The organism is Nostoc sp. 106C (genome assembly GCF_002154725.1).
Lineage (GTDB): Bacteria > Cyanobacteriota > Cyanobacteriia > Cyanobacteriales > Nostocaceae > Aulosira.
This window is the reverse complement of record NZ_MTAW01000014.1, coordinates 24,336-47,258: the sequence shown is the minus strand read 5'-3', so window position 1 is coordinate 47,258 and position 22,923 is coordinate 24,336. Positions and strand designations below refer to the sequence as shown.

Here is a 22,923-nt window from a genome sequence, read left to right as displayed (position 1 = left end):
GGGTTTCGTTCCGAATGTCACGAAGATAAGCTGGGGGAGCTGAGGAGGCTGGGGAGGCTGGGGAAGTAAAGAGTAATTTTTAGTAACTCTTAATACTATAAAACCCAAGAATACACTTATTTTTTGTCTCCCCCTGCTCCCCCAGCTTGCCTCAACAAGTAACTAAACTTAGTGCCATTCGGTTTCGTTCCTCAACCCAACCTACGCCTAAATTTATAAAAGTTCGGCATAATAAGGGTTGCAGATTTTTATCTCACGAGAGTGATTAAAGAGCGTTAATTCACAATTAACCGCATAGCAAAATAGGCAGGTTGAATTAGGAATCTGGTTTAGTCATTTGCAGAGATGGTCGCTCAGAAAATTCATCATACCAACGAGCAAGTTGAGGATAGTTCTGTCGCCATTGCAGTTCCGGAAGACAAATTTCTAATCCCAATGCAGACGCGAGGCTGATATGAGCAAGCTTAGGAGTTTGGTCAAGTTTATCTGAAATCTTCTCGAAGTAGTCTAAAACTCTCAAGGCTCGCGCGCGCTCTAACTCGATTATCCCTGGTGATTGTTCATTGCGCGATCGCCTGATCTCCCGCACCCAGACAGCAATCCCATCTAGAAATCCACTTGTTATACCTTCAAGTTGCTGTAAAAAAGCATGAGAAATGTCAGCGATTAGTTTGATTTTAGGATTTAAGTGATTGAGATAAACACAGATTATGCGCGTTTCACTCAAGATAAATCCATCGTCAGTCGCTAGCGTTGGAACTTTACCTGTAGGGTTGTAATTCAGTAGATTGCTGTTCGGATCTCGTACCGTGACTTTTTGCATTTGAATGCGATCGCTAAGTCTGAGTTCCAATACAGCTACCCGTGCTATGCGTGCGAAAGGAGAGTTAGGTGTATAGAAGAGTTTCATCAAAAAGTGGGACTTTTTTTGATACAACTAGACTGAATTTCCCCCTTCTGCAATCAAAGAGATAGGGGGTGATTTTTTAATGAAATTGATGTTTTACAAGATACTTTTCATACATTACCTATAAATCAACCTAGTAAAATCATGTAGAAACACCAGCTAGTTCAGGGGATGCAACTTTGCTGAACTGGTTAACCGGACGAGGTAAACCAAGATTTTCTCGCAGAGTCTGCCCTTCGTACTCAGTACGGAATATACCCCGGCGTTGCAGTTCGGGAATGACAAACTCGATAAATTCATCCAAACCACCAGGTAACCAAGGTGGCATGATGTTGAATCCATCAGCCCCATCGTTAATAAACCAGTCTTCTAGCTGGTCAGCAATTTGCTCTGGTGTACCAAGAATTGTGCGATGTCCGCGTGCGCCAGCAATCCATAAATATAGTTGCCGAATAGTTAAATTCTCTCTTTGAGCAAGGTCTTTAATGAGTTGCAAACGGCTTTTGCCACCGTTGGTATCTGGCAGATCTGGTAGCGGCCCGTCTAAGGGATATTTTGTTAAATCATGCCCACCTATTAGGCTGGAAAGCAGGCCCAATCCCACTGACGGATGAATTAAATCTTGAAGTTGCTCGTATTTCTCCTTGGCTTCTTGCTCGGTTTTGCCAATCACCGGAAATACACCAGGCATAATTTTGAGATGTTCGGGAGAACGCCCATATTTAGCCAATCTACCCTTGACACTGGAGTAAAAAGCCTGTGCTTCCGCCAGAGTTTGTTGCGCTGTGAAAATGACCTCTGCTGTTTGGGCGGCGAGTTCTTGACCAGCTTCGGAGGAACCAGCTTGCACAATCACCGGATACCCTTGAATGGGGCGGGCGACATTCAACGGGCCGCGTACCGAGAAATTTTTACCTTTATGGTTAGGAATGTGTAATTTCTCAGGATGGAAGTAAACGCCTGATTCTTTATCGCGGATAAAGGCATCATCTTCCCAACTATCCCAAAGCTTGGTGACAACCTCTAAAAGTTCTGTTGCTCTCTCGTAGCGGAGTGAGTGTTCTAAATGCTGTTCTCGGCTAAAATTTTTCGCTGCGGCTTCAGCAGAGGAAGTGACAACATTCCACCCAGCACGACCACCACTAAGATAATCTAGTGAGGCGAACTTACGAGCGAGGTGAAAGGGTTCGTCGTATGTAGTTGATGCTGTTGCTACTAAACCTATACGCTCTGTCACCACAGACAAAGCCGACAATAAAGTTAGTGGTTCAAAATGGACGCTGAATTGTCCCGAACGGCTAAAAGCTTCTTTCCCTTGTCCTCGATCCCAGACGGCTAAACCATCTGCGAGGAAAACCATGTCAAACTTAGCTCGTTCAGCTGTCTGTGCGAGTCGTTTGTAATGCTGAAAATTCAGTCCTCCGTCTGCTTGGGCTTGGGGATGTCGCCAAGCTGCTACATGATGGCCTGCGTCTGGGAGAAATGCACCTAGTTTAAGTTGTTTTTTCTTACTCATTTTTTTTATGCGGATACACCTGCTAATTCAGAGGAGTTGGCAATTGTGGTGAACTGATTTACTGGCCGGGATAATCCCAAATTCTCGCGGAGGGTTTGACCTTCGTACTCTGTGCGGAATAGACCGCGGCGTTGTAATTCGGGAATGACTAAATCTACAAACTCTTCTAAACCACCAGATAAATAAGGCGGCATAATGTTGAAGCCATCAGCCCCATCATTTAAAAACCATTCTTCTAACTGGTCGGCAATTTGTTGCGGTGTGCCCCAAATAGTTCTATGACCTCTTGCACCTGCGATCGCCAAGTATAATTCTCTCAGTGTCAAGTTTTCTCTATTTGCCAAATCAGACACCAGCTTCAAGCGGCTCTTACTACCGTTGGTATCATCAGGAAATTCTGGCGGCGGCCCATCTAAAGGGTAGCCGGATAAATCCTTGCCACCATATACCCATGCTAATAATCCCAGTCCCACTTGCGGATGAACTAACTCTTGAAGTTGCTCGTACTTTTCCTTCGCTTCCTGCTCAGTTCTTCCAATTACTGGGAATATCCCTGGCATAATCTTGAGATGCTCAGGAGAACGTCCATATTTTGCCAGTCTTCCTTTGACGCTGGCGTAGAATTCTTGTGCTTCTTTGAGAGTTTGCTGGGCTGTGAATATCACTTCTGCGGTTTCGGCGGCGAGTTCCTGACCAGCTTCAGAAGATCCAGCCTGCACAATCACTGGATACCCTTGGATAGGACGAGCAACATTGAGAGGGCCGCGTACAGAGAAATGTTTGCCTTTGTGGTTGGGAACGTGCAACTTATCAGGTTCAAAGTAAATCCCTGAGTCTTTGTCTCGCAGGAAAGCATCATCTTCCCAACTATCCCAGAGTTTAGTGACGACTTCGACAAATTCCTTAGCACGTTCGTAGCGTAGTGCGTGTTCTAAGTGCTGTTCTCGGTTGAAGTTCTTGGCTTCGGCTTCTGTACCAGAGGTGACAACATTCCAGCCAGCACGACCACCACTTAAATAATCTAGTGAGGCAAACTTGCGAGCGATATGAAAAGGTTCGTTGTAGGTGGTAGAGGCTGTTGCCACTAAGCCAATATTTTCGGTGACTGCGGACAAGGCCGACAGTAGGGTAAGGGGTTCAAAGTGTACGAGCTTACCATTAAGGCTCAACACTTCTGGATCGTAATTGCGATCTCGTACAGCTACCCCATCTGCAAGGAAAATCATATCAAATTTTCCGCGTTCGGCTGTCTGTGCCAGTTGCTGATAATGCTGAAAATCAAGAGGGTTGGCCTGAGCGTTAGGATGTCGCCAAGCTGCTATGTGATGTCCAGTCGGATGTAGAAATGCACCTAGTCTCAGTTGTTTGTTTTTTCTAGTCATTGCGAAATTTGTCAGTATCTAAACACCAGGGGTATGCCCACCATCAACAAGAATCTCTGCACCTGTAATCGAAGAGGCCAGGTCAGATACTAAAAATAAAGCTAATGCAGCTATTTCTTCCGGTTTGACGATTTTCCCTAAAGGAATAGATTGCAAGGATTCTGTTTTAATTTCTTCAACACTCACACCACGAGCCTGAGCATTTTGCTGTGCCAAAGTTTCTGCACGTTCTGTTGCTGTCAGACCGGGTGAAATGGCGTTAATGCGAATGTTATCTCTGGCTAGTTCTTTAGAGATGCCGCGCGTGAAGTTCAATAAAGCTGCATTGGTCGTACCGCCAGGAAGGAATCCTGGTCGAGGTGTGCGTCCAGCACCACCGATAATATTGACAATTCGCCCATCACGCCGACTTTTGAGATGGGGCACAACGGCTCTAACTAAACGAATATAACCTAGTAATTTCAGGTTCCAAGCATCCAAAAAAGCATCATCACTCAACTCCAAGAAAGAGCCTGCACGGGCTGAACCTGCATTGTTGATTAAAATATCAATCTGTCCAAACTGTGCCAATGTGGTGGAAACAACTCGCTCGACACTTTCTGCCTGAGTTAAATCGGCACTTATAGAAATGACTTTCGCCCCTGGTGTGGGTAAGGATTGAATCGTGCTGACGGCATTCTCTAACCGTTCTGGATTCCGAGCTGCGATCGCTACATTCACACCTTCACTATAGAGAGATTTGGCGATCGCTAAACCAATACCCGCACTACCACCTGTAACAATTGCTGTTTTACCTGATAGTTGTAAATCTAAGCTCATGAGATGAATTCCTAGATGTGTTTGGTCTAATATCTACTGCCTGCAACAGATAACCTAGTCCTTCTCTACTTCATAATCCTGCGGATAGGTTAATGATATTTATAACATACGGTAAATTGATAGACTTTTAGTATTTAATTAAATTTAGCAAACACATCAGAGAATATTCTGAATAATTAAGTACCCTGTCAACTAAGGTTAAGTATATAAAATTTGCTAAATGTAGTAAATCTAACCTTGGCGTAGACCCTCTTAGCGGTTTGCCCAATGTATCGCATCGATTAAATATGATGAGGAGCACTACGGTTTTATGAAACTCAAGCGTTATGCATTGATAACAATTTTAACTCTCACTGTATTATTAGGTATGATTCTGCCTGCAAAAACACAGCAGAATATACCATTAAATAACTTATTTCAAGCTTCTACATTTACTGCTCTATCGGCGGGGATTTTTGAAGGAACTACTACTTTCAAAGAATTAAAGAAGCACGGTAATTTTGGTTTAGGGACAGTAAACGATCTAGATGGAGAAATGATTGGATTTGATAGCAAATTTTATCAAATTAAATCAAATGGAGTTGCTTCTGTTGTTCCTGATTCTACAAAAAGTCCTTTTGCAACTGTTACTTTTTTTAAATCAGAGAAATTGATTAACTTGGCAGAAAAGTTGAATTATCAGCAACTGCAACAAACTTTAGATAAAGAAATACTAACAAAAAATTATCCTTATGCTATTCGCATTCAAGGAAAATTCCCTTACCTCAAATTTAGAAGTGTCCCGAAACAAACTCCACCATATCCTCGTTTAGCAGATGCAATTAAAACACAATCTATTTTTGAATTAAAAAACATCAATGGGACTTTGGTTGGCTTTCTTACACCGTCTTATATGCAAGGAGTCAATGTTAACGGGTATCATTTCCATTTTCTTACAGCAGATCGTAAAACAGGTGGGCATCTTTTAGATGGGGAATTTCAAAATACTAAAGTAGAAATTGCTGCTATATCTAATGTTGAGGTAAATTTACCCAAGACGGCTGCATTAGAGCAAGCTGATTTAGGAGATGGTAAAAACTGAAGTCAAAATTGTTTGTGTTTTAATGTTTCAAAAATATTTCTGTAACACAAATACACTAAATTTGATGGAGTAGAGGTAACCAATGACGACCCTCTCCTGTCGGAGACGCTACGCGTAGCTTGCTTCCTTAAAGGAGTACGCCAGTTATTTTTAATTACACCGACTTATTTATTTAGAGATGTTCAATACTGCCTTGCCAGGATAGGTTCTGTCCAATAATTTTTGGGCAACATCAGCTATTTGTGTCCACTCAGCTTCAACATCAATATGAGGACGCAATTGACCGGCTTCTACTAAACGCAAAAGTCGTTGGAGTCCAACTGCTGCTGATTCTCGTTGTAATTCGTGGAACAAAATCAAACCGTACAAACTTGCACCACCAGTTCCATAAAATCGTTGAGCATTGAATGTTACCTCATTTTCCCCTGATGTGCCAAACAGAACAACTGTCCCATTTTGTGCCAATAAACTGAGGGCTGTTCCCAGGGTGTTGCCACCTACTGACTCAACAATTAAGTCGTAGGGAGCAGATTCGTCATTTGGTGAAATGTTCTCACCAATAATTACAGAATGAGCGCCAGCATCTTTAACGAAAGACTCGTATTCTGGGCGACGAATATGTGCCACTACCTTTGCGCCACTAAGCCGTGCTAGTTGAATTGCAAAGTAACCTACACCACCCGATGCACCTGTAATTAATACTGAGCCTCCTAAAATCGAACCGCCTTTGAGCAGAGCGTGGTAGGCAGTTAAACCCGCTACGGGTAATGTAGCAGCTTGAGTAAAAGATACAGAGGGTGGCAATTGTGCTAGTGAATGGGTTGGGGCTGAGACCAATTCTCCCCAAGCGCCAGCACGAAGTAACCCCACGACCCTTGTTCCAGCTGCTGGGCCGGAACCATCAGCAGCTGGGGTTTCTACCACACCTGCCAAATCCCAACCAGGTCGCCAACCTGCTTCTGCGGTGGTAGAACGTCTAATTTCTCCCCGATTCAAGGAAATGGCTGCGACTCGAATCACGGCTTCATTAGCAGCTGGGGTAGGTGCATCTACATCACGCAGTACCAAACGTCCGGATACATTGGGATCGACTACAACGGCACGTATTTTACTCATATTGAGAAGACCTGATTTATTGGGAGGGGGATAATAAAACTAACTAATGACTATTGATTCTTTAAAGATTCTTGGGAAAGGGTAGTAATGATATCTGGTAGTGGGCGATCGCGTTTGCTTTCTTCTGGTGTTTCCTTACCCAAGGAGGTTTGTTGTACTAAGCGGTAAACATCAGCTGCACCTTGAAAAATGCGATCGGTCAATTCTAAGGCTGCAAATGTGTCTGCAATCTCTTCCATTTCACCGATCCATCGATGTGCTTTTGGTGTCATGGATGGCAGGGAACGCGTAAGGATTTTTGCTAATTCTGGTTGGCTAGTCGATACTTCATCCCATAGTTGTTGATCTAAACCTAAACGATGGGCGGCAATTAGTAATTCTGTGCCAATTGCTGTTAGTCCTTTTGTTAAAGCTGCGTAGCACATCTTCAAACCTGAAGCTTGACCAATTTCTTCGCCAATTACCCTAATATCTAATCCATAATTTCGCAGTTGCTGGAGTTCAACTGCCTTTTTTCCGGATGCATAGATGCGGGTGCGATTGGGAACTCGTGGTGGCGGGCCGATAATTGATGCATCGACAAAGTCCCCGCCCTTGGATTCAATAATTTGGGCAATACTTCTGACTTTATGGGGTGATATAGCGTTGGCATCAACATATAAAATACTTTTACCAACGCTGTCTATAGCTTCAGCTACTTGTTCTGCTGCTTCAGTGGCGGCTGCGGGAACTAGAACTGATAAGACCACATCGGATTCAATTACCAGTTGTTTTAGAGAACCCACATCTTGGATGTAGGCTGCTGCGGCTAATTGTCGAGTGCGATCGCTTCGATCGTCCAAAGCAGCAATGGTTTTCAATCCATGTTGATTGAGTACAGATGCGATCGCCTGCCCCATGTCGCCCGGACTTAAAATACCAACAGTTTGAATTTGCATGGAAAGCTTACTTCCAAAATGCTGCTCAATAAGTAATGGCTTCGTTTGTCTCTACACCCAGTACTCGTGGTTCAGCATGGGTTTGGAGATTGAGTTATGACCTAAAGTACGGTAAGCTGATTGAGTTACCGTACTTTGCTTAACAGGAACTTATCACAAATTGTTCTAAGGAAGCAAGTAATTAAATGACTCAAAAAGCAGAAGTATATCGATTTATCCTAGCTTTTATTGCTGGCTTTCTGGCAGTACTGGTATTTCATCAAGGTTTACTCACGCTACTACACGCCATTAACTTTGCCCAGCGTCCAGCCTATCAAACTACACCCACACAGCCCTTTGGTGTACCACAATTTCTCTCAAGTGCTTTCTGGGGAGGAATTTGGGGTTTAGTTTGGGCAGCAATTACAGTACGTTGGCAAGTAAACAAAAATTATTGGTTAGCAGCGCTGATTTTTGGTGCAGTTGCACCGACACTAATTGCCTGGTTTGTTGTTGCACCATTAAAAGGTTTGCCTATAGCTGGAGGTTGGAAACTACCAGCGATAATTACAGCTTTATTAGTTAATGGTGCTTGGGGGTTGGGAACGGCTTTATTATTTCATTGGTTTGCTAGAAGACAAGTATTGCAGTGAAGACGACAATCAGACTAGCTACTGTAAACGATGCATTACAAATGCTGACTATTTATGTACCAATTGTCCGCGAAACGACAATTTCCTTTGAGGTAGATCCACCCAGCGAAACTGAATTTCAACAGCGGATCAAAAGCTATCAACAGCAGATGCCTTGGTTAGTTTGCGAAATTCATGGTGAGGTTGTAGGTTACGCTTATGCTAGTCCCTATCGTACCCGTGCAGCTTATCAATGGTCTGTAGAATCTTCTGTGTACGTTGGTGTTAATCATCGCCGCAAAGGAATTGCCAAAGCTTTGTATACGGCGTTGTTTAAATTACTGCAACTCCAAGGATTTTATAATGTGGTGGCGGCGATCGCTTTACCCAATCAACCCAGTGTAGCTGTACATGAAGCTGTAGGTTTTGCACCTGTAGGAGTGTTTCAGCGAGTAGGGTTTAAATTTGGTAAGTGGCATGATGTAGGTTACTGGCAATTATCTCTCCAACCAGAGCAATCTTTCCTGACTCATAGCAACAGTTCTACACAATCTATAAATCCACCTCTTTCTGTATCAGCAGTACAAAAATCGCCTCTGTGGGATGAAGCTTTAACAAGTGGAATTTTGCTGCTGTGAGTTTAACTAATACAAGTTTTCAGCCATTTAATATCAAGTTATTAAATCAGACACAGCAAATTTTTGGAAACAAGGTTAAATACATGAAAGTTCCAAAAGCTCTGAAACCGAAATGATTAAAAGTGAAATAGCCAAGCAAATTTATACAGTTTCACATCTTGTTGGATCGTTTCAACTGCGTTCTGGACGAATATCAAGTGAATACTTTGATAAGTATCAATTCGAGGCAAATCCGAGCTTACTTGATGCTATTGTGAAGCAGATGGTTAATCTCATTCCCAGCGATACTGAAGTACTGGCTGGTCTTGAACTTGGTGCTATTTCTATAGTGACACTCTTATCACACTACTCTGGCTTACCTACTGCTTTCGTAAGAAAAGAAGCGAAAAAATATGGAACTTCCCGATTAGCGGAAGGTGCACAGATTAATAATCGAAAAGTGCTGATTGTAGAAGATGTAGTAACTTCTGGTGGTCAAATCATCATCTCAGCCCATCAACTTCGTCAACTTGGGGCTGAAATTGATTACGCACTCTGCGTTATCGATCGCGAGGAAGGTGCTGTTGACAAACTCTTAGCTGAAGGGATCGTACTGCTTTCTCTGCTCAAGCGTCGTGACTTACCTACCTAAAAATCGCTAATTCTTATTCAACCTCAAAATATGTCAGAAATTGCCGATTTATCAGCTTCTCAACTGTTATCGCTATACCGCGATCGCCAATTATCACCAGTTGAAGTTACCATTGCAGCCTTAGAGCGAATCAATACTTACAATAGCTCAGTTAATGCCTTTGCGATCGTAGATGAAAAGACAGCTCTTGCTGAAGCTTATGCCTCAGAAGTGCGCTGGTTAAATGGTAAACCCCTGGGCTTGGTGGATGGAATACCCTTTACTGCCAAAGATTTATTGTTAACTAAAGGTTTACCCACACGCCGAGGAAGTAAAGCAATTAACACCAATCAACCTTGGGAAGAAGATGCACCAGCGGTAGCACATTTACGGGAACAGGGCGCAGTATTACTTGGAAAAACCACAACCTCAGAATTTGGTTGGAAAGGTGTCACTGACAGTCCCCTGACTGGTATCACTCGCAATCCTTGGAATACAGAACTTACTCCCGGAGGTAGTAGCGGCGGGGCGGCTGTCGCTGCTGCATTGGGGCTGGGAACACTTCATCTCGGTACAGATGGCGGCGGATCGTCAAGAACACCAGCAGCGTTAACAGGTGTGTTTGGTTTCAAACCTACTTTTGGACGTGTGGCTGGTTATCCATCAGCCCATACTGGAACTTTGTTTCATATTGGCGTTCTGGTTCGCACTGTTACCGATGCAGCCGTTACGTTGAATGTCATTGCCCATCCAGATGTGCGTGATTGGTATGCTTTACCAGATGCGCAACAAGACTATACTGTGAATTTAGATCGGGGTGTAGCGGGGCTGCGAATTGCTTACAGTCCCAACTTTGGCTACGCTGATGTTGAGCCAGAAGTAGCCGCTTTAGTTAAAGCCGCAGTCGATGTGTTTGCCAAACTTGGTGCTGTTGTCGAAGAAGTCGATCCGGGTTTTGCCAATCCCCGCAGTATTTTCCAAACCTTGTGGAAAGTGGGTGCAGCCAAGTTACTGCGTGGTTTTAGTCTAGAACAACAAGCCGTCATTGAAGAAGGTTTGCAGACTATTGCTAAAGAAGGCGATCGCATTACACTAGCAGAATATCTCAGCGCTCAAGATGCTCGTGAAGCGTTAGGAAGACATCTACAACGCTTTCACCAAAACTATGATTTACTGATTACTCCCACTTTACCTGTAGTTGCTTTTCCCGTTGGACAAAATAGACCCCCGTCATATATTAATCATCCCCAACGAGATTGGTCGCCCTTTTCTTATCCTTTTAATCTCACACAGCAACCTGCGGCATCTGTACCTTGTGGCTTCACCAAAAATGGTTTACCTGTAGGTATACAAATTGTCGCTGCCAAATATAGAGATTTACTAGTATTGCAAGCAGCTAAAGCTTATGAAATTGTTTCACCTTTCGTCATGCCTGTAGCCTTTTTTAAGGCTACCAAAAAACTTTCGTAGTCATCATAGTTTGGAAAAACATCAGTTGCTCCCTGGTTGAATAATGCTTGAGCTGCATCGTCTGAGGCAATACCAATAAATGAATATCCTAACTTGCGAGCCGAACGAATATCCCAAACACCATCCCCAATGTAAACAACTTCATAGAAAAGCTGATTGTAATACGTTTCGGCTCGAGAACGCGCGATCGCCATTATTCCCTCACGCGAATCGTCATCATCCGAGAAAGCGTAAGGAATACGATCAATGGGAAGATGAGCAGATTTTAACTTGAATATTGCTGATGCTGCCCAACCTCCTCCAGCATAGGCTACCTGATAGTCACCAGATGCAAGGAGCTGTTTCAAAATATAAGATGAACCTGGTATCGCTTTTACTCCACCACTTGCTTCTGCACCATCCATAAGTAATTCTAAAAAATGCTGTTGAAATGCCTCAACTTCCTTAGATGAAGGAAGGCGACCAAGTTTACTTTGACAGGCTTCCTTTAAAATACAAGCATCTGTTCCATGAGTGTATGACATCCAGTCACTTGATACTTCGGCAAAACCAAATACTTCATATAATGCATGTAAATATGATTCATTATCCAGGTTATTCGACTCAGTAAGAGTGCCATCAATGTCAAACATGACTAATTTCATCGTATTCACTCTATTCAGTCAAATACAGAAAATTTGTAGGTTCACAATATATTGATTGTGAACCTACAAATTTTTAATTAAGAACTACTGAACTATGCAGGATAGAAAACGAATGTCCGCAATTCTATACTCTCCCGTGGAGATGCATTTGGTGGGCTAGTTGGATCTTCAAATGCAGTGTGGGCTGCAAAGCGTGCGCGTCCATCCTCAGCAGAGTCGAAACACTTGATAAATAGGGCTTCGTTCCTTTGCATTTGCGGGAAGTAGTACCACTTATGTTGTTGGTTGTAGGTGATGGCGTAGGTTTCACCGACGCGATCGCGGTACACTAGATCGCTAGCTACCAAGTCTGTTGGTGCAATACTTTGAGCATCGCATACTGCTAATGGTGACTCTTGAATTGTGTCGCCAATTCCTCGCCAAACATTGATGATGGCAAACCGTTGTTGCAACAGGCTGTCAATGTTATCTATACCTCTTGCTGCTAATTCCCTACGGGCGCGTGTATAGCCAGATTTAGCAGTAAAGTCATTGTGTACGCGCTTCACAGGTTCCTTAATGCCGTTATTGATGTCCTGCTTCATCAGTTCGGCGTTACGCAAGGTGTGGTCGAATATTACTACCTCAGTTGCACCAGTCACCTGTTTTAATAACTGTTCTGCTTCTGGGTAATAAACTTGGCGAATTTCGTCTTCATCATAAAAGTTACGGACGCTGGTAGTATGTCCAGTAAAACCAAAACCTTCTCGATCTAGCAAAATATTATCGGAGATAGAACGAGCATTGTAGATTGGCAGTTTGTGTGATTGATATGTGCCATTCGTGCGGGGAATGCCTGATGGTGGTTCGTATGTGTAGTTGACAAGTCTTTCTGTCATCGGAATCAGGTATGTGAGGTTAGCCTCTACGTATGGCAAATCCTCAGAAATCGGTCTGTCTAGAACTTGGCTATTTAAGCTCATAGGTCATACCTTTTTGGATTGTAAATTGAAAAATCTACTTGTTTGCCTAAGTTAACTATCTGCCAGTTTATGAGTTCCTATGTGAATACATTTAGCCTCATAGAGACTTTCTCTAGCAATTTGTAGTTGAGTGCAAGGTAAAATAACCTCTTAATCTCTGTGTTCTCTGTGCCTCTGTGGTTTATAAGCTATTTATTTAACCACAGAGACGCAGAGAGAATTTGATTAGTAAGCAATCCCACAAGATTAGACTGCAACTAATTCCCGCTTTGCAACTGCTGACTCAGGTTTGACCCAAATCTTGTCTAATCTACCACTTAGTATTCGATATTGCTGATTGGGGTCTTGCTGGGGATAATCTTCCCGTTTATGCATTCCTCTGGTTTCTTGGCGTTGCAAACCGCTGTTGTACATCCAACGAGCGGTAGCAACCATTGCCGCAGCTTCCCGCGATCGCACAATTTGGATATCAGCCGGAGTTTGGCTGTTCCGGATTTCTTGCCAGAGGTCATTGAGTCTGTCTAGGGATGCGCTTAAACCTGTTGCAGTACGGAAGAGATTGCGATCGTAGGGGAAGACTTCAGCTTGGGTAGCTGCGATCGCATCTTCTGGTGAGAAGCGATTATTCCCTGCACCTTGCAATCCAGCTTCACCAACACCGCGAACACTCCGCAATGCTGCTTTCTCTCCCAAACTCAAAGCGTAAGTAGCCGCCGATTGTCCAGACCAGTAGCCAGAAGACATTGCCCAAGCTGCGTTGTGACTACCTCCACCTGTAAAGCCACCACAAATTAACTCTCTAGTTGCCGCATCTCCCGCAGCATAGAGGCCATTTACTGAGGTAGCGCAGGTGTAATCAATCTGCAATTCTGATGCCACCTGTACCGCGCACAGTTCCTTCTAAGCGTAGAGTGATGGGAAAGCGTTGGGTAAAGGGGTCAATTCCAGCGCGATCAAAGACCACAAAGAAATTAGGCTGAGAAGACCGCATCCAAGCTTTAGTTTCCTCATCCATGTTTTGGTCGAGGCGTGCATAAACTGGCTGAGTCAGCAAAGTTTTGGCAATCACAGAACGACCGCGCTTAGAACCTGCACCTTCAATTACCGTACCATCTTCATAGGTAAAAGATGCCCAGTCATAATAACGAGTCTTAGTAACTGAAGAAAAAGCGGGAGAAATCGCATAAGCATTAGAAAATTCCATACCAGAGAAGTCTGCACCAGCTTCAGCCGCCATTAACAAACCATCTCCAGTTAGCACATTACAACCGAGGGCTTTACTTAAGAAAGCACAACCACCAGTAGCAATTACAACTGCTCCGGCTTGGACTGTCCAGCGTTCTCCAGATTGGCGATTGATGCCTTTAGCCCCAGCTACAGCACCTTCTGCATCGACAAGCAACTCTAAAGCCGGACTATGGTCTAAAATTTTGACACCTGCTTGCTTAATCTTTTTCCGCATAAACCGCATATAGTCCGGCCCTTGTAAAGAGCGACGAATGACTGTGCCATCAGCATCAACGCGGAAAGGATAACCCCAATCTGCAAGAGAATTGATATTGTCATAGGTGCGATCCAACACACGCGTCATCCAATTGCGATCGCACAGAAATCCTCCCATCGCCTCCCGACTCGCCATTGCTGCTTCTCGTTGTTCGGGATCTGGTGGCACATACCACACACCATTCCCCGAAGCGGCGGCTGCACCACTCGTACCGCAGTAACCCTTATCAGCCAAAATCACATTTGCGCCACTACTAGCTGCACTCCAAGCTGCCCAAGTTCCAGCCGGGCCACCCCCGATTACCAATACATCTGCTATCAAATTGAGATTAGAAATATAGTCTTCAGGCTCTTTACGGATATGATTATTCACAAACTTTACTCCTTATATATGTATTCTTCTCTACATCTCTGCGTTAGACAAAACCAAAATTAGAGAAAGGGATAAAGAGTCAGGGTAAATCACCCTTTTCCCTTTATCCACAAGTTAGCGAGAGTAGTTTTTAGCAGAAATTTAAGGACTTGAAACTTGCCAATCTTTAATTTCAAAATCTGACTTCAACAATTTCTGAGCGGCTAAAAACTGCTTAGTTGAATTCAAAAGTTTTAACCCTTCTGGTGTGAACGGCTCATTAGGATAAAGATTGAGTGGATAAGACTCTTTCACCACTGCCAATGGCCCATCACCACTGGCTTTAGCTGCAAACTGATAAAATGCTTCAGGATTAGCTTTAATTTCTTGCAAAGCTTGCTGCCGAGTTTGATTCCACTTTTGTGGTAGATCTGGATGCTGAGAAAGAAACTCTTCGGTAACAATACTCACCCCTGTTCCTACCAATCCTTGATGATCTTTGGCTTGATCGATCGAAGCAAATCCTTGAGAAATTACTGTAGGCCCTGTTCCCATCGCAAATGGATAAGCGGCTATATCCCCTCTTTCTAGTGCGGCTTTCGCATCAGCAGAGGGAATTTGCACTACCTTCACATCCTTGGCGAGTCCCTCTTTTTCCAATAGCCCTAGTAAATACCGATGAGGATAAGTACCTTTAGCCACTCCTATCTTCTCACCCTTAAGTTGTGCCACTGAACGCGGGCCATTTTTCTTGGTGACTAACCAGGCATTCTGACCCACCCGTGTCTGATTGATCAATCGGGTTTTAAGTCCGGCGGCTCTACCAACTAAAGCTGGAGTATCTCCATACAAACCCATATCTAGTTGATTACTTGCGAGGGCTTCGTTGAGTGCTGGTCCACCATTAAAAGGGAAGAATTTTACTTCTGTTACACCCAAGCTTTTGAGTGCTGGAGTCAATGTCCCTTTTTCAATCGCCCAGCCTTCAGGCCCGATAGGTAGTTTACTTTCAGTGCTAATGAAGCCAACCCTCAAAACTAGTTTTTTTACCTCTGTCGAACTGGCTTTGGTTGCGGCTGAGGCGTCGGATTTCGGTTCAGCAGCGCAACTCGTCAGGGTGAGTAAAAGAACAACAGATGTAACTGAAGCTAAAAGGCGAGCGCAAAAATTACGCTCAAATACTTGGAAACTCATAAACTGACATAGTGTAACAGTTAATTTTCAAGGTGTATTGCTGACGTTTTCTGCCTTCTCTGTAGATGACTGCGTTCCCCAAGGGAGAATTCTACCCTGAGCATCGGTAGCGAGATTACTGTTGTTCAGCATGGCTGGGTAATAATAAGCAGACTTCTCGTTTTTAGCGGCTGGTGTCCGTCCTCTTCCCCAACCTACTTTTTGCCGATAGCTACCAAGTAACCCAGCTGCTACCAAAGTCTCTTCATCCACTGGTACTGATTCCTCAGCGTTGGGATTAACGTACAATGCGTCTACTGGGCAGTAAAGTTCGCACATATAGCAGGTTTGACAATCACTTTGGCGGGCAATTTTGGGCGCACGTCCCGGTACTGCATCAAAAACGTTAGTAGGACAAGCTGTAACGCAAAGATTACATTGGATGCAGCGAGATTCACTGACTAGTTCAATCACAGTGCTACTAACTCCCTGTTGATTACTTCTTGTTCAGGCTTTGCCCAGACTGTATCTAAGCCACCACTAATCAGGCGATATTGTTGTTTGGGATCTTCCTGAAGATAATCTTGGTGCTTATGCATACCGCGAGTTTCTTTCCGTGCTAGGGCTGAAGTATACATCCAACGAGCTGTGGCTACCATCGCCGCCGCTTCTCGTGCTTGTAATGCTTGGTTTTCTGTTGGGGCATTACTATGTCGGACTTCTTTCCAGACACTATGCAAGCGCTCCAGAGAATCGTTCAAACCGCGTTCAGTCCGGAAGAGATTGCGATCGTAGGGTATTACTTCTGCTTGCACAGCACGAATCACTTCTTGCGGCTCAAAAGTGCGATCGTTGTTTGATACTCCTGCCTGTCCAATTGAACTTACTTGTCGTTGATGTGCATTAGTTCCTAATTTCCGTGCATATTCTGCTGCTGCTTCCCCTGCCCAATATCCAGAAGACATTGCCCAAGCAGCATTGTAACTACCACCGCCTGTAAAGCCACCACAAATTAATTCTCTAGTTGCCGCATCGCCAGCTGCATAAAGTCCAGGTACGGAAGTAGCGCAAGAATTATCTATAATCCGAATCCCGCCCGTACCTCTGACTGTTCCTTCTAGGCGGAGGGTAACCGGGAAACGTTGGGTAAAGGGATCGATACCACTGCGATCAAAGGGTAAGAAAAAATTATGCTGAATGGTTCTCATCCAGGCTCGTACTTCCTCTGGTGTTTCGTGTAGACTACAGTACACTGGCTGAGTTAGTAATGTTTTGGCAATCACAGAGCGCCCTCGTTGCGAGCCAGCACCCTCAATTACTGTGCCGTCTTCGTAGGTAAAGGTTGCCCAACGATAGAAAGCGCCTTTTGTTACAGATGCAAAGGCTGGAGTGAGAGCATAAGCGTTAGAAAATTCCATTCCCGACAGTTGTGCCCCGGCTTCTGCTGCCATTAAATAACCGTCTCCTGTCAGGACGTTACAGCCCAGGGCTTTACTCAAGAAAGCACAACCACCAGTTGCAATCACTACCGCCCCAGCTCGTACTTGCCAGCTTCCACCAGCTTGGCGGCGAATTCCCCTCGCCCCAGCAACCGCACCTTCGTCATCCACAAGCAATTCTAAGGCGGGGCTATGGTCGAGAATTTGCACTCCGGCTTTCTTGACTTGCTTCCGCATCAGGCGCATATATTCTGCACCTTGTTGAAGCGATCGATAATAGGGTTGCCCTTGTTGATCGGAAGGAAAAGGATAACCCCAATTTCCTAACCAATGCAGATTCTCTTGACTCCGAGCCAAAACTCGTCGCATCCAAGAACGCTCTGATAAAAATCCTCCTAGCGCTTCCCGGCTAGCCATTGCGGTTTCCCGTTGCTCTGCGTTGGAGACATACCAGACACTAGTACCACCTGCTGCTGTTGCGCCACTAGAACCACAGTAGCCTTTGTCTACTAACACAACCCTAGCTCCACTAGCCGCCGCATTATGAGCAGCCCAAGCACCCGCAGGGCCACCACCAATCACTAAGACATCGGTTTCCAAATCTAGATCGTTGGTAGATACTGCAAGAGATGCTAATTGATTTGCGCTCACGAGCTTCACCCTTTTATTTGCAACACTTACTTTGCACTAGCAACCAAACAAAAAACATAGCTCACAGAAGTCATCTGTGAATGACTATTACAAGGATGTGAATAATTTAGCCGTACAGTACTTGCTCCAAAATTTGTAAAATACTGTTTATTGACCGATTTAACGGTGTTTACTTTAGGAGTATTACATGGCAATAGGTAAATTTCAAGCCCTTAGACAATAAAATATATGGTTTCATAAATTTATGTAAACCTAATAATTAGGTTTGCTAAAAATTTGGCTGCTTGGAACGTTTCTAAGCTTGGTGAACTAACACAGTAGAGAGAGTATGACTGAACTTGTTACAGGAGGGTGTCTTTGTGGCTATGTGCGATACGAGTATGACGGAGAACTAGGAACGGCGAATTATTGCCACTGTCGAGATTGTAGAAAGACCACGGGTAGCGCTTTCAATGTTGGGGTTCGTCTGCAATCAGCTGCGCTGCATCTCGTAGCAGGTCAAGTTAAAAGTTATACAAAAACAGGAGACAGTGGCAATACAATCACTCGCGAATTCTGCCCAGAGTGCGGTTCACCCCTGTTTACGAGAGCGCCAGCAAAGCCGCAATTCGTCTGGCTCAAAGCAGGAAGTCTGGACAATCCCGAGTGGGTTAAGCCGATGGATCAAATCTGGACTGATTCAGCAGTATCTTGGGCTTATATTGATCCTGCTCTATCTGGGTTTTCCCGAAATCGCTATCATGTATGACTGTCTTAGATCAGACAGGATGGGTTACATCTGTAATTCAACTCCTTAATAAATATTGTTGAAGAAAAGCAGTCACTTCATCAGCACATAAACCGACATGAACTGTTTTCCCTGCTGCTTTGAGAATATCTAATCCTTTACCGTTATTGCGAGGATCTGGATCAACTATCGAGAGATATATTTCTTGAATGCGCGGATCTGTTGCGATCGCCAAAGCACAAGAAGGTGTACGCCCTTGAAAAGAACAAGGTTCAAGAGTGACGTACATTTGCAAAAACTGTAAATCTTGACCTTGAATCTGAGTGAGTGCATCTGCTTCCGCATGATGTTTTCCAGGCGAATGCGTATATCCTACGGCTACTATCTCGCCAGAATGGACGATGACACAACCTACTGGTGGGTTGGGTAAGCATTCTGGTAAAGCTTTCCGGCTTTGAGCTAAAGCCGCCAGCATAAATTTATCGTCCATATTCTTGAATGCTAATTTATTGCAGGATGCGATCGCCACGAGCAGTACATCTCAAACCATCGTTTTATCGCTCCTAAATAGTTTGCAATATTTAATGTTTGATAATCTAATAATTCGTATATCATAATACTTGTGTTTTCCATTACATATTTTTTTGGATGTATTGTTTAAGCTTTATCTTAAGTGTCTAGTAATTAGGTGAATGCCTGAGTGCCAGACACGATTAGCTCAAAGCTTTACAGTAAAAGGATTTTATAAATCTGCCATCCAAATACAAGTATTTTTTGGGTATATGTCAGCAGTTGAAAGCTTAAACTTTCACCTTCTCATAAGTCACTTAAGTGCTATTCATGAGGGTTTGACCAAGATGTGTCAGGCTATCAGGGTTAATACATGAGTTTTGAGCAGTTAGGAAAGAGCCAAACTTTTGTAGCAGCAGTCAAATAATGACTGATGTTATCTGAAAAACCATTTGCTGAGTAGGTCGGCGTGAAGATTTACCGTTGGGATGAGGCAGGAGGCAGAAGGGAAGAGGGTTTAAGCCTACTTGATTTTTCTTAACATAGTTTTGTTTTTCCACACCGTTCTACTTATACGCTGCATTAGCGATCGCACTACTAAGAATAGAAAAAAGCAGATGAGTACAACACGTAAGTTTCGTTTAGGTGCATTTATTCAAGCCACTGGACATCATGTCTCTGCATGGCGACACCCCGATTCACAAATAGATGCTGGGTTGAATTTTGAGCATTATCAGGAAATTACCCAGACTGCTCAACGCGGCTTATTTGATGCAGTTTTTCTAGCAGATAGCCCAGGAGTCTGGGGTAGCGCCCCTGAACATCAGAGTCGCAATGGTAAAATTGTCCATTTTGAGCCTGTCACCCTCTTCTCTGCTTTATCTTCAGTAACTCAAAACATTGGCTTCATAGCCACCGCCTCGACTACATACGAAGAACCCTACACCCTTGCACGTAAGTTTGCTTCCTTAGATCACTTGAGTAAAGGACGAGCTGGTTGGAATGTAGTCACCACAGGCAATGATAATGCCGCAGCTAATTTCGGACTTGAGCATCACCCAGAACACAGCCAGCGTTATGAACGCGCTGAAGAGTTTGTGGAAGTCGTAAAAGGACTGTGGGATAGTTGGGACGATGATGCCTTCATCCGTGACAGAGAATCTGGGATTTATTTCGATACAAACAAACTACACATACTCAACCACAAAGGCAAACATTTTTCTGTTAAAGGCCCCTTAAACGTTGGTCGTCCGCCCCAAGGCTACCCAGTGATTGTGCAGGCTGGAGCCTCGGAAGCTGGGCGGGATTTGGCCGCACGCACTGCCGAGGTAATATTCACTGCCAATCAAACCTTAGCTGATGCACAGGAATTTTATGCCGACGTTAAAGGTCGGTTGGCAAAATATGGACGCTCTCCAGATGACCTCAAAATTATGCCTGGTGCTTTCCCCATCATTGGCCGCACTGAGGAAGAAGCTCAAGAAAAGTACGAATTTCTGCAATCGTTGATCCATCCTGATGTAGCTTGGGGCATTTTAAAGAACTATTACAAGGGTGTGGATCTGTCGAAATATTCTCTAGATGATTTGGCTCCTGAACTCCCAACTGACACCAACACCAACAAGAGCCGTCTCAAATTAGTTAAGGATCTGGCTACTCGTGGCACTCTCACACTGCGTCAGTTGTACCTCTCTCTAGCTACCGCACGAGGGCATCGCACCATACTTGGTACTCCCGAAACCATTGCCGATCAACTAGAAGAATGGTTCAACAACGGTGCGGCAGATGGCTTTAATATCATGCCGCCGATACTGCCTACAGGGTTAGATGAGTTCGTTAATTTAGTTGTTCCTGTCCTCCAGAAACGTGGACTTTTCCGTACTGCATACGAGGGTAGTACCTTGCGTGAAAACCTTGGTTTGCGTCGTCCAGGTAATCGTTTTGCTGCTAAAAAAGCAGATGAGAGATTGGTTTTGGCGTAAATACTCAACACTTAGCAAGAAGTATTCGGTAGGGTGCTTTATGGACTTTACTTCTAACGCACCGAAAATCTCGGTTGGTGCGTTAGCCTCCGGCATAACACACCCTTGTATATTAAAAGATTTGGAGTGATTAACTCATTTGCGTGTAGCCGGATTTTAGAGAAAAAGCATTAAATACTAAGCACCTGCTACTCAGGATTTTTTACAGATGCTTAAACCATACCGTTTAAAGCGTGCTTTTTGCAGATCGCCTCCAGTTTGAGGTGTACCAAATTCTCTACATAGCCTGAAAATCTTACTCAAAAATAAGGAAAAAAACATGACTGAATATAGCAGATTGAAAACTTCACCCTCCGCCGCAATCAGAGCAACTCTAGATTATCCAGTAATCGACACCGACGTTCACACCAATGATTTCACACCGGCTTTGGAAGATTACATCGCTAATTACGGCGGTGCGAAACTTGTGGACGAATTGCGGAAGGCGGAATCCTCTCGTCTCAACTCTAAAACAGACGGTAAAGACTGGTATCAACAGACTCCTGAAGAACGTCAACGCAACCGCACAATTCGATCGCCTTGGTGGGCGAGAGTGACCAAAAATACTCTGGATCTCGCTACATACATCCTCCCGGAACTGCTGTATGAACGTCAGGCGGAACAGGGATCAGATTATTCGGTGCTGTTTCCCAATAATGTCTTAGCACCAGCTGGAGCCAGTCCAGAGAACCGTCAAGCATTGCAACGGGCAGTTAATCACTATCATGCTGATATCTATCGTAAATATAGCGATCGCTTGACACCTGTCGCTGGTATCCCGATGGGTAATCCTCAAGAAGCCATTGAGGAGTTAGAGTTTGCCGTAAAAACCCTAGGGCTAAAAGTTGCAAATATTCCTGGTGGTGTGAAACGGCCAATTAAGGCGATCGCTGATAAATATCCAGCCGATAAATTTCCTGAAATTGCCAAATATGCCTCTTATATCGACTTCTACGGACTAGACAGTGAATACGACTACGATCCATTCTGGGCTAAAGCTGTTGAATTAGGTGTGCCAGTTACTACCCATTACGGCAGTCAAGGTTGGACTGGACGCTCCTCGATCAGTAACTACATGAACAACCATATCGGTCACTTTGCCGATGGTTCCCAAGCATTTGCCAAGTCGCTGTTCTTTGGTGGTGTAACCAAGCGTTTTCCACAGTTGCGCGTCGGGATGCTCGAAGGTGGCGCAGATTGGGGTGCTCACGTCTATATTCATTTAGTGGATCGTTTCTCCAAGCGCAATATTAAAGCACTGCAAAACTACAACCCAGACCTCACTAATGCTGATGAGTTGTTCGAGTTGTTTGAACGCTTCGGTGGCGAAATCACTCAAGGACATTCCCTCAGCAAAGAAGAATTAGTCAAGTCTGTGCTAGGTTCTTCCTTCAACCGTCATAGCCGTCAACCAGTTGGTAAGGAATTAGAGGATTTTGCAGCAGCCGGGATTGAAACAATAGAAGATATCCGCGATCGCTGGGTGAACAGTTTCTTCTTTGGTTCCGAGTCCGACGATCGCACCATAGCAGCAGCATTTAATGACAAAGCCAATCCCTTGAGTGTGAAGATTAACGCCATCTATTCCTCTGATGTTGGTCACTGGGATGTACCCGATCTGACCGATCCTCTAGCAGAAAGCTGGCAGCTAGTGAAAGAAGGCGTAATTTCTGAAGCTGACTTCAAAGCTTATGTATTCGCTAATCCCTACAAGTTCTACACCGAAGCTAACCCGAATTTCTTCAAGGGTACAGCGATTGAATCCAAGGTAGCTCAAATCGAATTACCACAAGTAGATAAGAGCTTTGTTAGGGCATAGGGGATAGAGCATGGGGAAGAGATGGGGAAGAAAA

20 protein-coding genes and 1 pseudogene are annotated in these 22,923 nt (G+C 44.2%); 8 read left to right on the top strand and 13 right to left on the bottom strand.

Annotation, left to right across the window (positions count from 1 at the left end):
• Positions 1-316: 316 nt before the first annotated feature.
• The 4 genes from BV375_RS00695 to BV375_RS00680 form a co-directional block, all read right to left on the bottom strand.
• Positions 317-910 (bottom strand): glutathione S-transferase family protein, encoded by a 594-nt coding sequence (locus tag BV375_RS00695; protein ID WP_086756217.1) that lies wholly within the window; start codon positions 908-910, stop codon positions 317-319.
• Between the two features lie 139 nt (positions 911-1,049).
• Positions 1,050-2,423: an LLM class flavin-dependent oxidoreductase gene (locus BV375_RS00690; protein WP_086756215.1), complete on the bottom strand. Its 1,374-nt coding sequence runs from the start codon at positions 2,421-2,423 to the stop codon at positions 1,050-1,052.
• A 5-nt stretch (positions 2,424-2,428) separates the two neighbouring features.
• The gene (locus tag BV375_RS00685) at positions 2,429-3,805 is read right to left on the bottom strand and encodes an LLM class flavin-dependent oxidoreductase (protein WP_086756213.1); all 1,377 of its coding nucleotides are present in this window, start codon (positions 3,803-3,805) and stop codon (positions 2,429-2,431) included.
• An 18-nt stretch (positions 3,806-3,823) separates the two neighbouring features.
• A complete protein-coding gene (locus BV375_RS00680) occupies positions 3,824-4,624 on the bottom strand; it encodes an SDR family oxidoreductase (RefSeq protein WP_086756210.1) in 801 nt (266 codons plus the stop codon).
• A 310-nt stretch (positions 4,625-4,934) separates the two neighbouring features.
• Here BV375_RS00680 and budA point away from each other — a divergent pair, with 310 nt between their 5' ends.
• Positions 4,935-5,705, top strand: a complete 771-nt coding sequence (budA, locus tag BV375_RS00675; protein ID WP_086756207.1) for an acetolactate decarboxylase — start codon at positions 4,935-4,937, stop codon at positions 5,703-5,705.
• Between the two features lie 168 nt (positions 5,706-5,873).
• Here the strand turns inward: budA and BV375_RS00670 are convergent, their stop codons facing one another.
• Together BV375_RS00670 and BV375_RS00665 are read right to left on the bottom strand one after the other, a co-directional pair.
• A complete protein-coding gene (locus BV375_RS00670; RefSeq protein ID WP_086756205.1) occupies positions 5,874-6,821 on the bottom strand; it encodes a zinc-binding dehydrogenase in 948 nt (315 codons plus the stop codon).
• A 50-nt stretch (positions 6,822-6,871) separates the two neighbouring features.
• Complete coding sequence (locus tag BV375_RS00665) at positions 6,872-7,759, bottom strand: NAD(P)-dependent oxidoreductase (protein WP_086756203.1); 888 nt, start codon at positions 7,757-7,759, stop codon at positions 6,872-6,874.
• A 185-nt stretch (positions 7,760-7,944) separates the two neighbouring features.
• On the opposite strand from BV375_RS00665, the gene BV375_RS00660 reads away from it, so the two are divergent.
• The 4 genes from BV375_RS00660 (at position 7,945) to BV375_RS00645 (ending at position 11,088) form a co-directional block, all read left to right on the top strand.
• Positions 7,945-8,391 carry a hypothetical protein gene (locus BV375_RS00660; RefSeq protein ID WP_086756201.1) on the top strand — a complete coding sequence of 149 codons (447 nt, stop codon included), beginning with the start codon at positions 7,945-7,947 and terminating at the stop codon, positions 8,389-8,391.
• Positions 8,388-9,008: an arsinothricin resistance N-acetyltransferase ArsN1 family B gene (locus BV375_RS00655; protein WP_086756199.1), complete on the top strand. Its 621-nt coding sequence runs from the start codon at positions 8,388-8,390 to the stop codon at positions 9,006-9,008. Before BV375_RS00660 ends, BV375_RS00655 begins: the two co-directional genes overlap by 4 nt.
• 112 nt (positions 9,009-9,120) lie before the next feature.
• Complete coding sequence (gene pyrE, locus BV375_RS00650; RefSeq protein ID WP_086756196.1) at positions 9,121-9,639, top strand: orotate phosphoribosyltransferase; 519 nt, start codon at positions 9,121-9,123, stop codon at positions 9,637-9,639.
• A 30-nt stretch (positions 9,640-9,669) separates the two neighbouring features.
• Positions 9,670-11,088, top strand: a complete 1,419-nt coding sequence (locus BV375_RS00645) for an amidase (RefSeq protein WP_086756194.1) — start codon at positions 9,670-9,672, stop codon at positions 11,086-11,088.
• On the opposite strand, the gene BV375_RS00640 is transcribed toward BV375_RS00645, so the two are convergent.
• The 6 genes and pseudogenes from BV375_RS00640 to BV375_RS00615 all read right to left on the bottom strand — a co-directional run bounded on the left by BV375_RS00640 (position 11,022) and on the right by BV375_RS00615 (position 17,812).
• Complete coding sequence (locus BV375_RS00640; RefSeq protein WP_208099021.1) at positions 11,022-11,732, bottom strand: HAD family hydrolase; 711 nt, start codon at positions 11,730-11,732, stop codon at positions 11,022-11,024. The genes BV375_RS00645 and BV375_RS00640 overlap by 67 nt on opposite strands.
• A gap of 92 nt (positions 11,733-11,824) precedes the next feature.
• Positions 11,825-12,694 (bottom strand): CmcJ/NvfI family oxidoreductase, encoded by an 870-nt coding sequence (locus tag BV375_RS00635; RefSeq protein ID WP_086756191.1) that lies wholly within the window; start codon positions 12,692-12,694, stop codon positions 11,825-11,827.
• Between the two features lie 246 nt (positions 12,695-12,940).
• Positions 12,941-14,570: pseudogene (locus BV375_RS00630) on the bottom strand (FAD-binding protein).
• Between the two features lie 141 nt (positions 14,571-14,711).
• Positions 14,712-15,743, bottom strand: coding sequence for an ABC transporter substrate-binding protein (locus BV375_RS00625; RefSeq protein ID WP_086756188.1), 1,032 nt, complete (start codon positions 15,741-15,743; stop codon positions 14,712-14,714).
• Positions 15,744-15,770: 27 nt separating this feature from the next.
• A complete protein-coding gene (locus tag BV375_RS00620) occupies positions 15,771-16,196 on the bottom strand; it encodes a ferredoxin family protein (protein ID WP_086756186.1) in 426 nt (141 codons plus the stop codon).
• Complete coding sequence (locus BV375_RS00615; RefSeq protein WP_086756221.1) at positions 16,193-17,812, bottom strand: FAD-binding protein; 1,620 nt, start codon at positions 17,810-17,812, stop codon at positions 16,193-16,195. The genes BV375_RS00620 and BV375_RS00615 overlap by 4 nt, the downstream gene beginning before the upstream one ends.
• Positions 17,813-18,140: 328 nt before the next feature.
• On the opposite strand from BV375_RS00615, the gene BV375_RS00610 reads away from it, so the two are divergent.
• Positions 18,141-18,560: a GFA family protein gene (locus BV375_RS00610; protein ID WP_086756184.1), complete on the top strand. Its 420-nt coding sequence runs from the start codon at positions 18,141-18,143 to the stop codon at positions 18,558-18,560.
• Between the two features lie 37 nt (positions 18,561-18,597).
• Here BV375_RS00610 and BV375_RS00605 read toward each other — a convergent pair whose 3' ends face one another.
• Positions 18,598-19,029, bottom strand: coding sequence for a deaminase (locus BV375_RS00605; RefSeq protein ID WP_086756181.1), 432 nt, complete (start codon positions 19,027-19,029; stop codon positions 18,598-18,600).
• Positions 19,030-19,666: 637 nt separating this feature from the next.
• On the opposite strand from BV375_RS00605, the gene BV375_RS00600 reads away from it, so the two are divergent.
• Both BV375_RS00600 and BV375_RS00595 read left to right on the top strand, forming a co-directional pair.
• A complete protein-coding gene (locus tag BV375_RS00600; protein ID WP_086756178.1) occupies positions 19,667-21,031 on the top strand; it encodes an LLM class flavin-dependent oxidoreductase in 1,365 nt (454 codons plus the stop codon).
• Between the two features lie 319 nt (positions 21,032-21,350).
• Positions 21,351-22,889, top strand: coding sequence for an amidohydrolase family protein (locus tag BV375_RS00595; protein WP_086756175.1), 1,539 nt, complete (start codon positions 21,351-21,353; stop codon positions 22,887-22,889).
• Positions 22,890-22,923 lie beyond the last annotated feature (34 nt).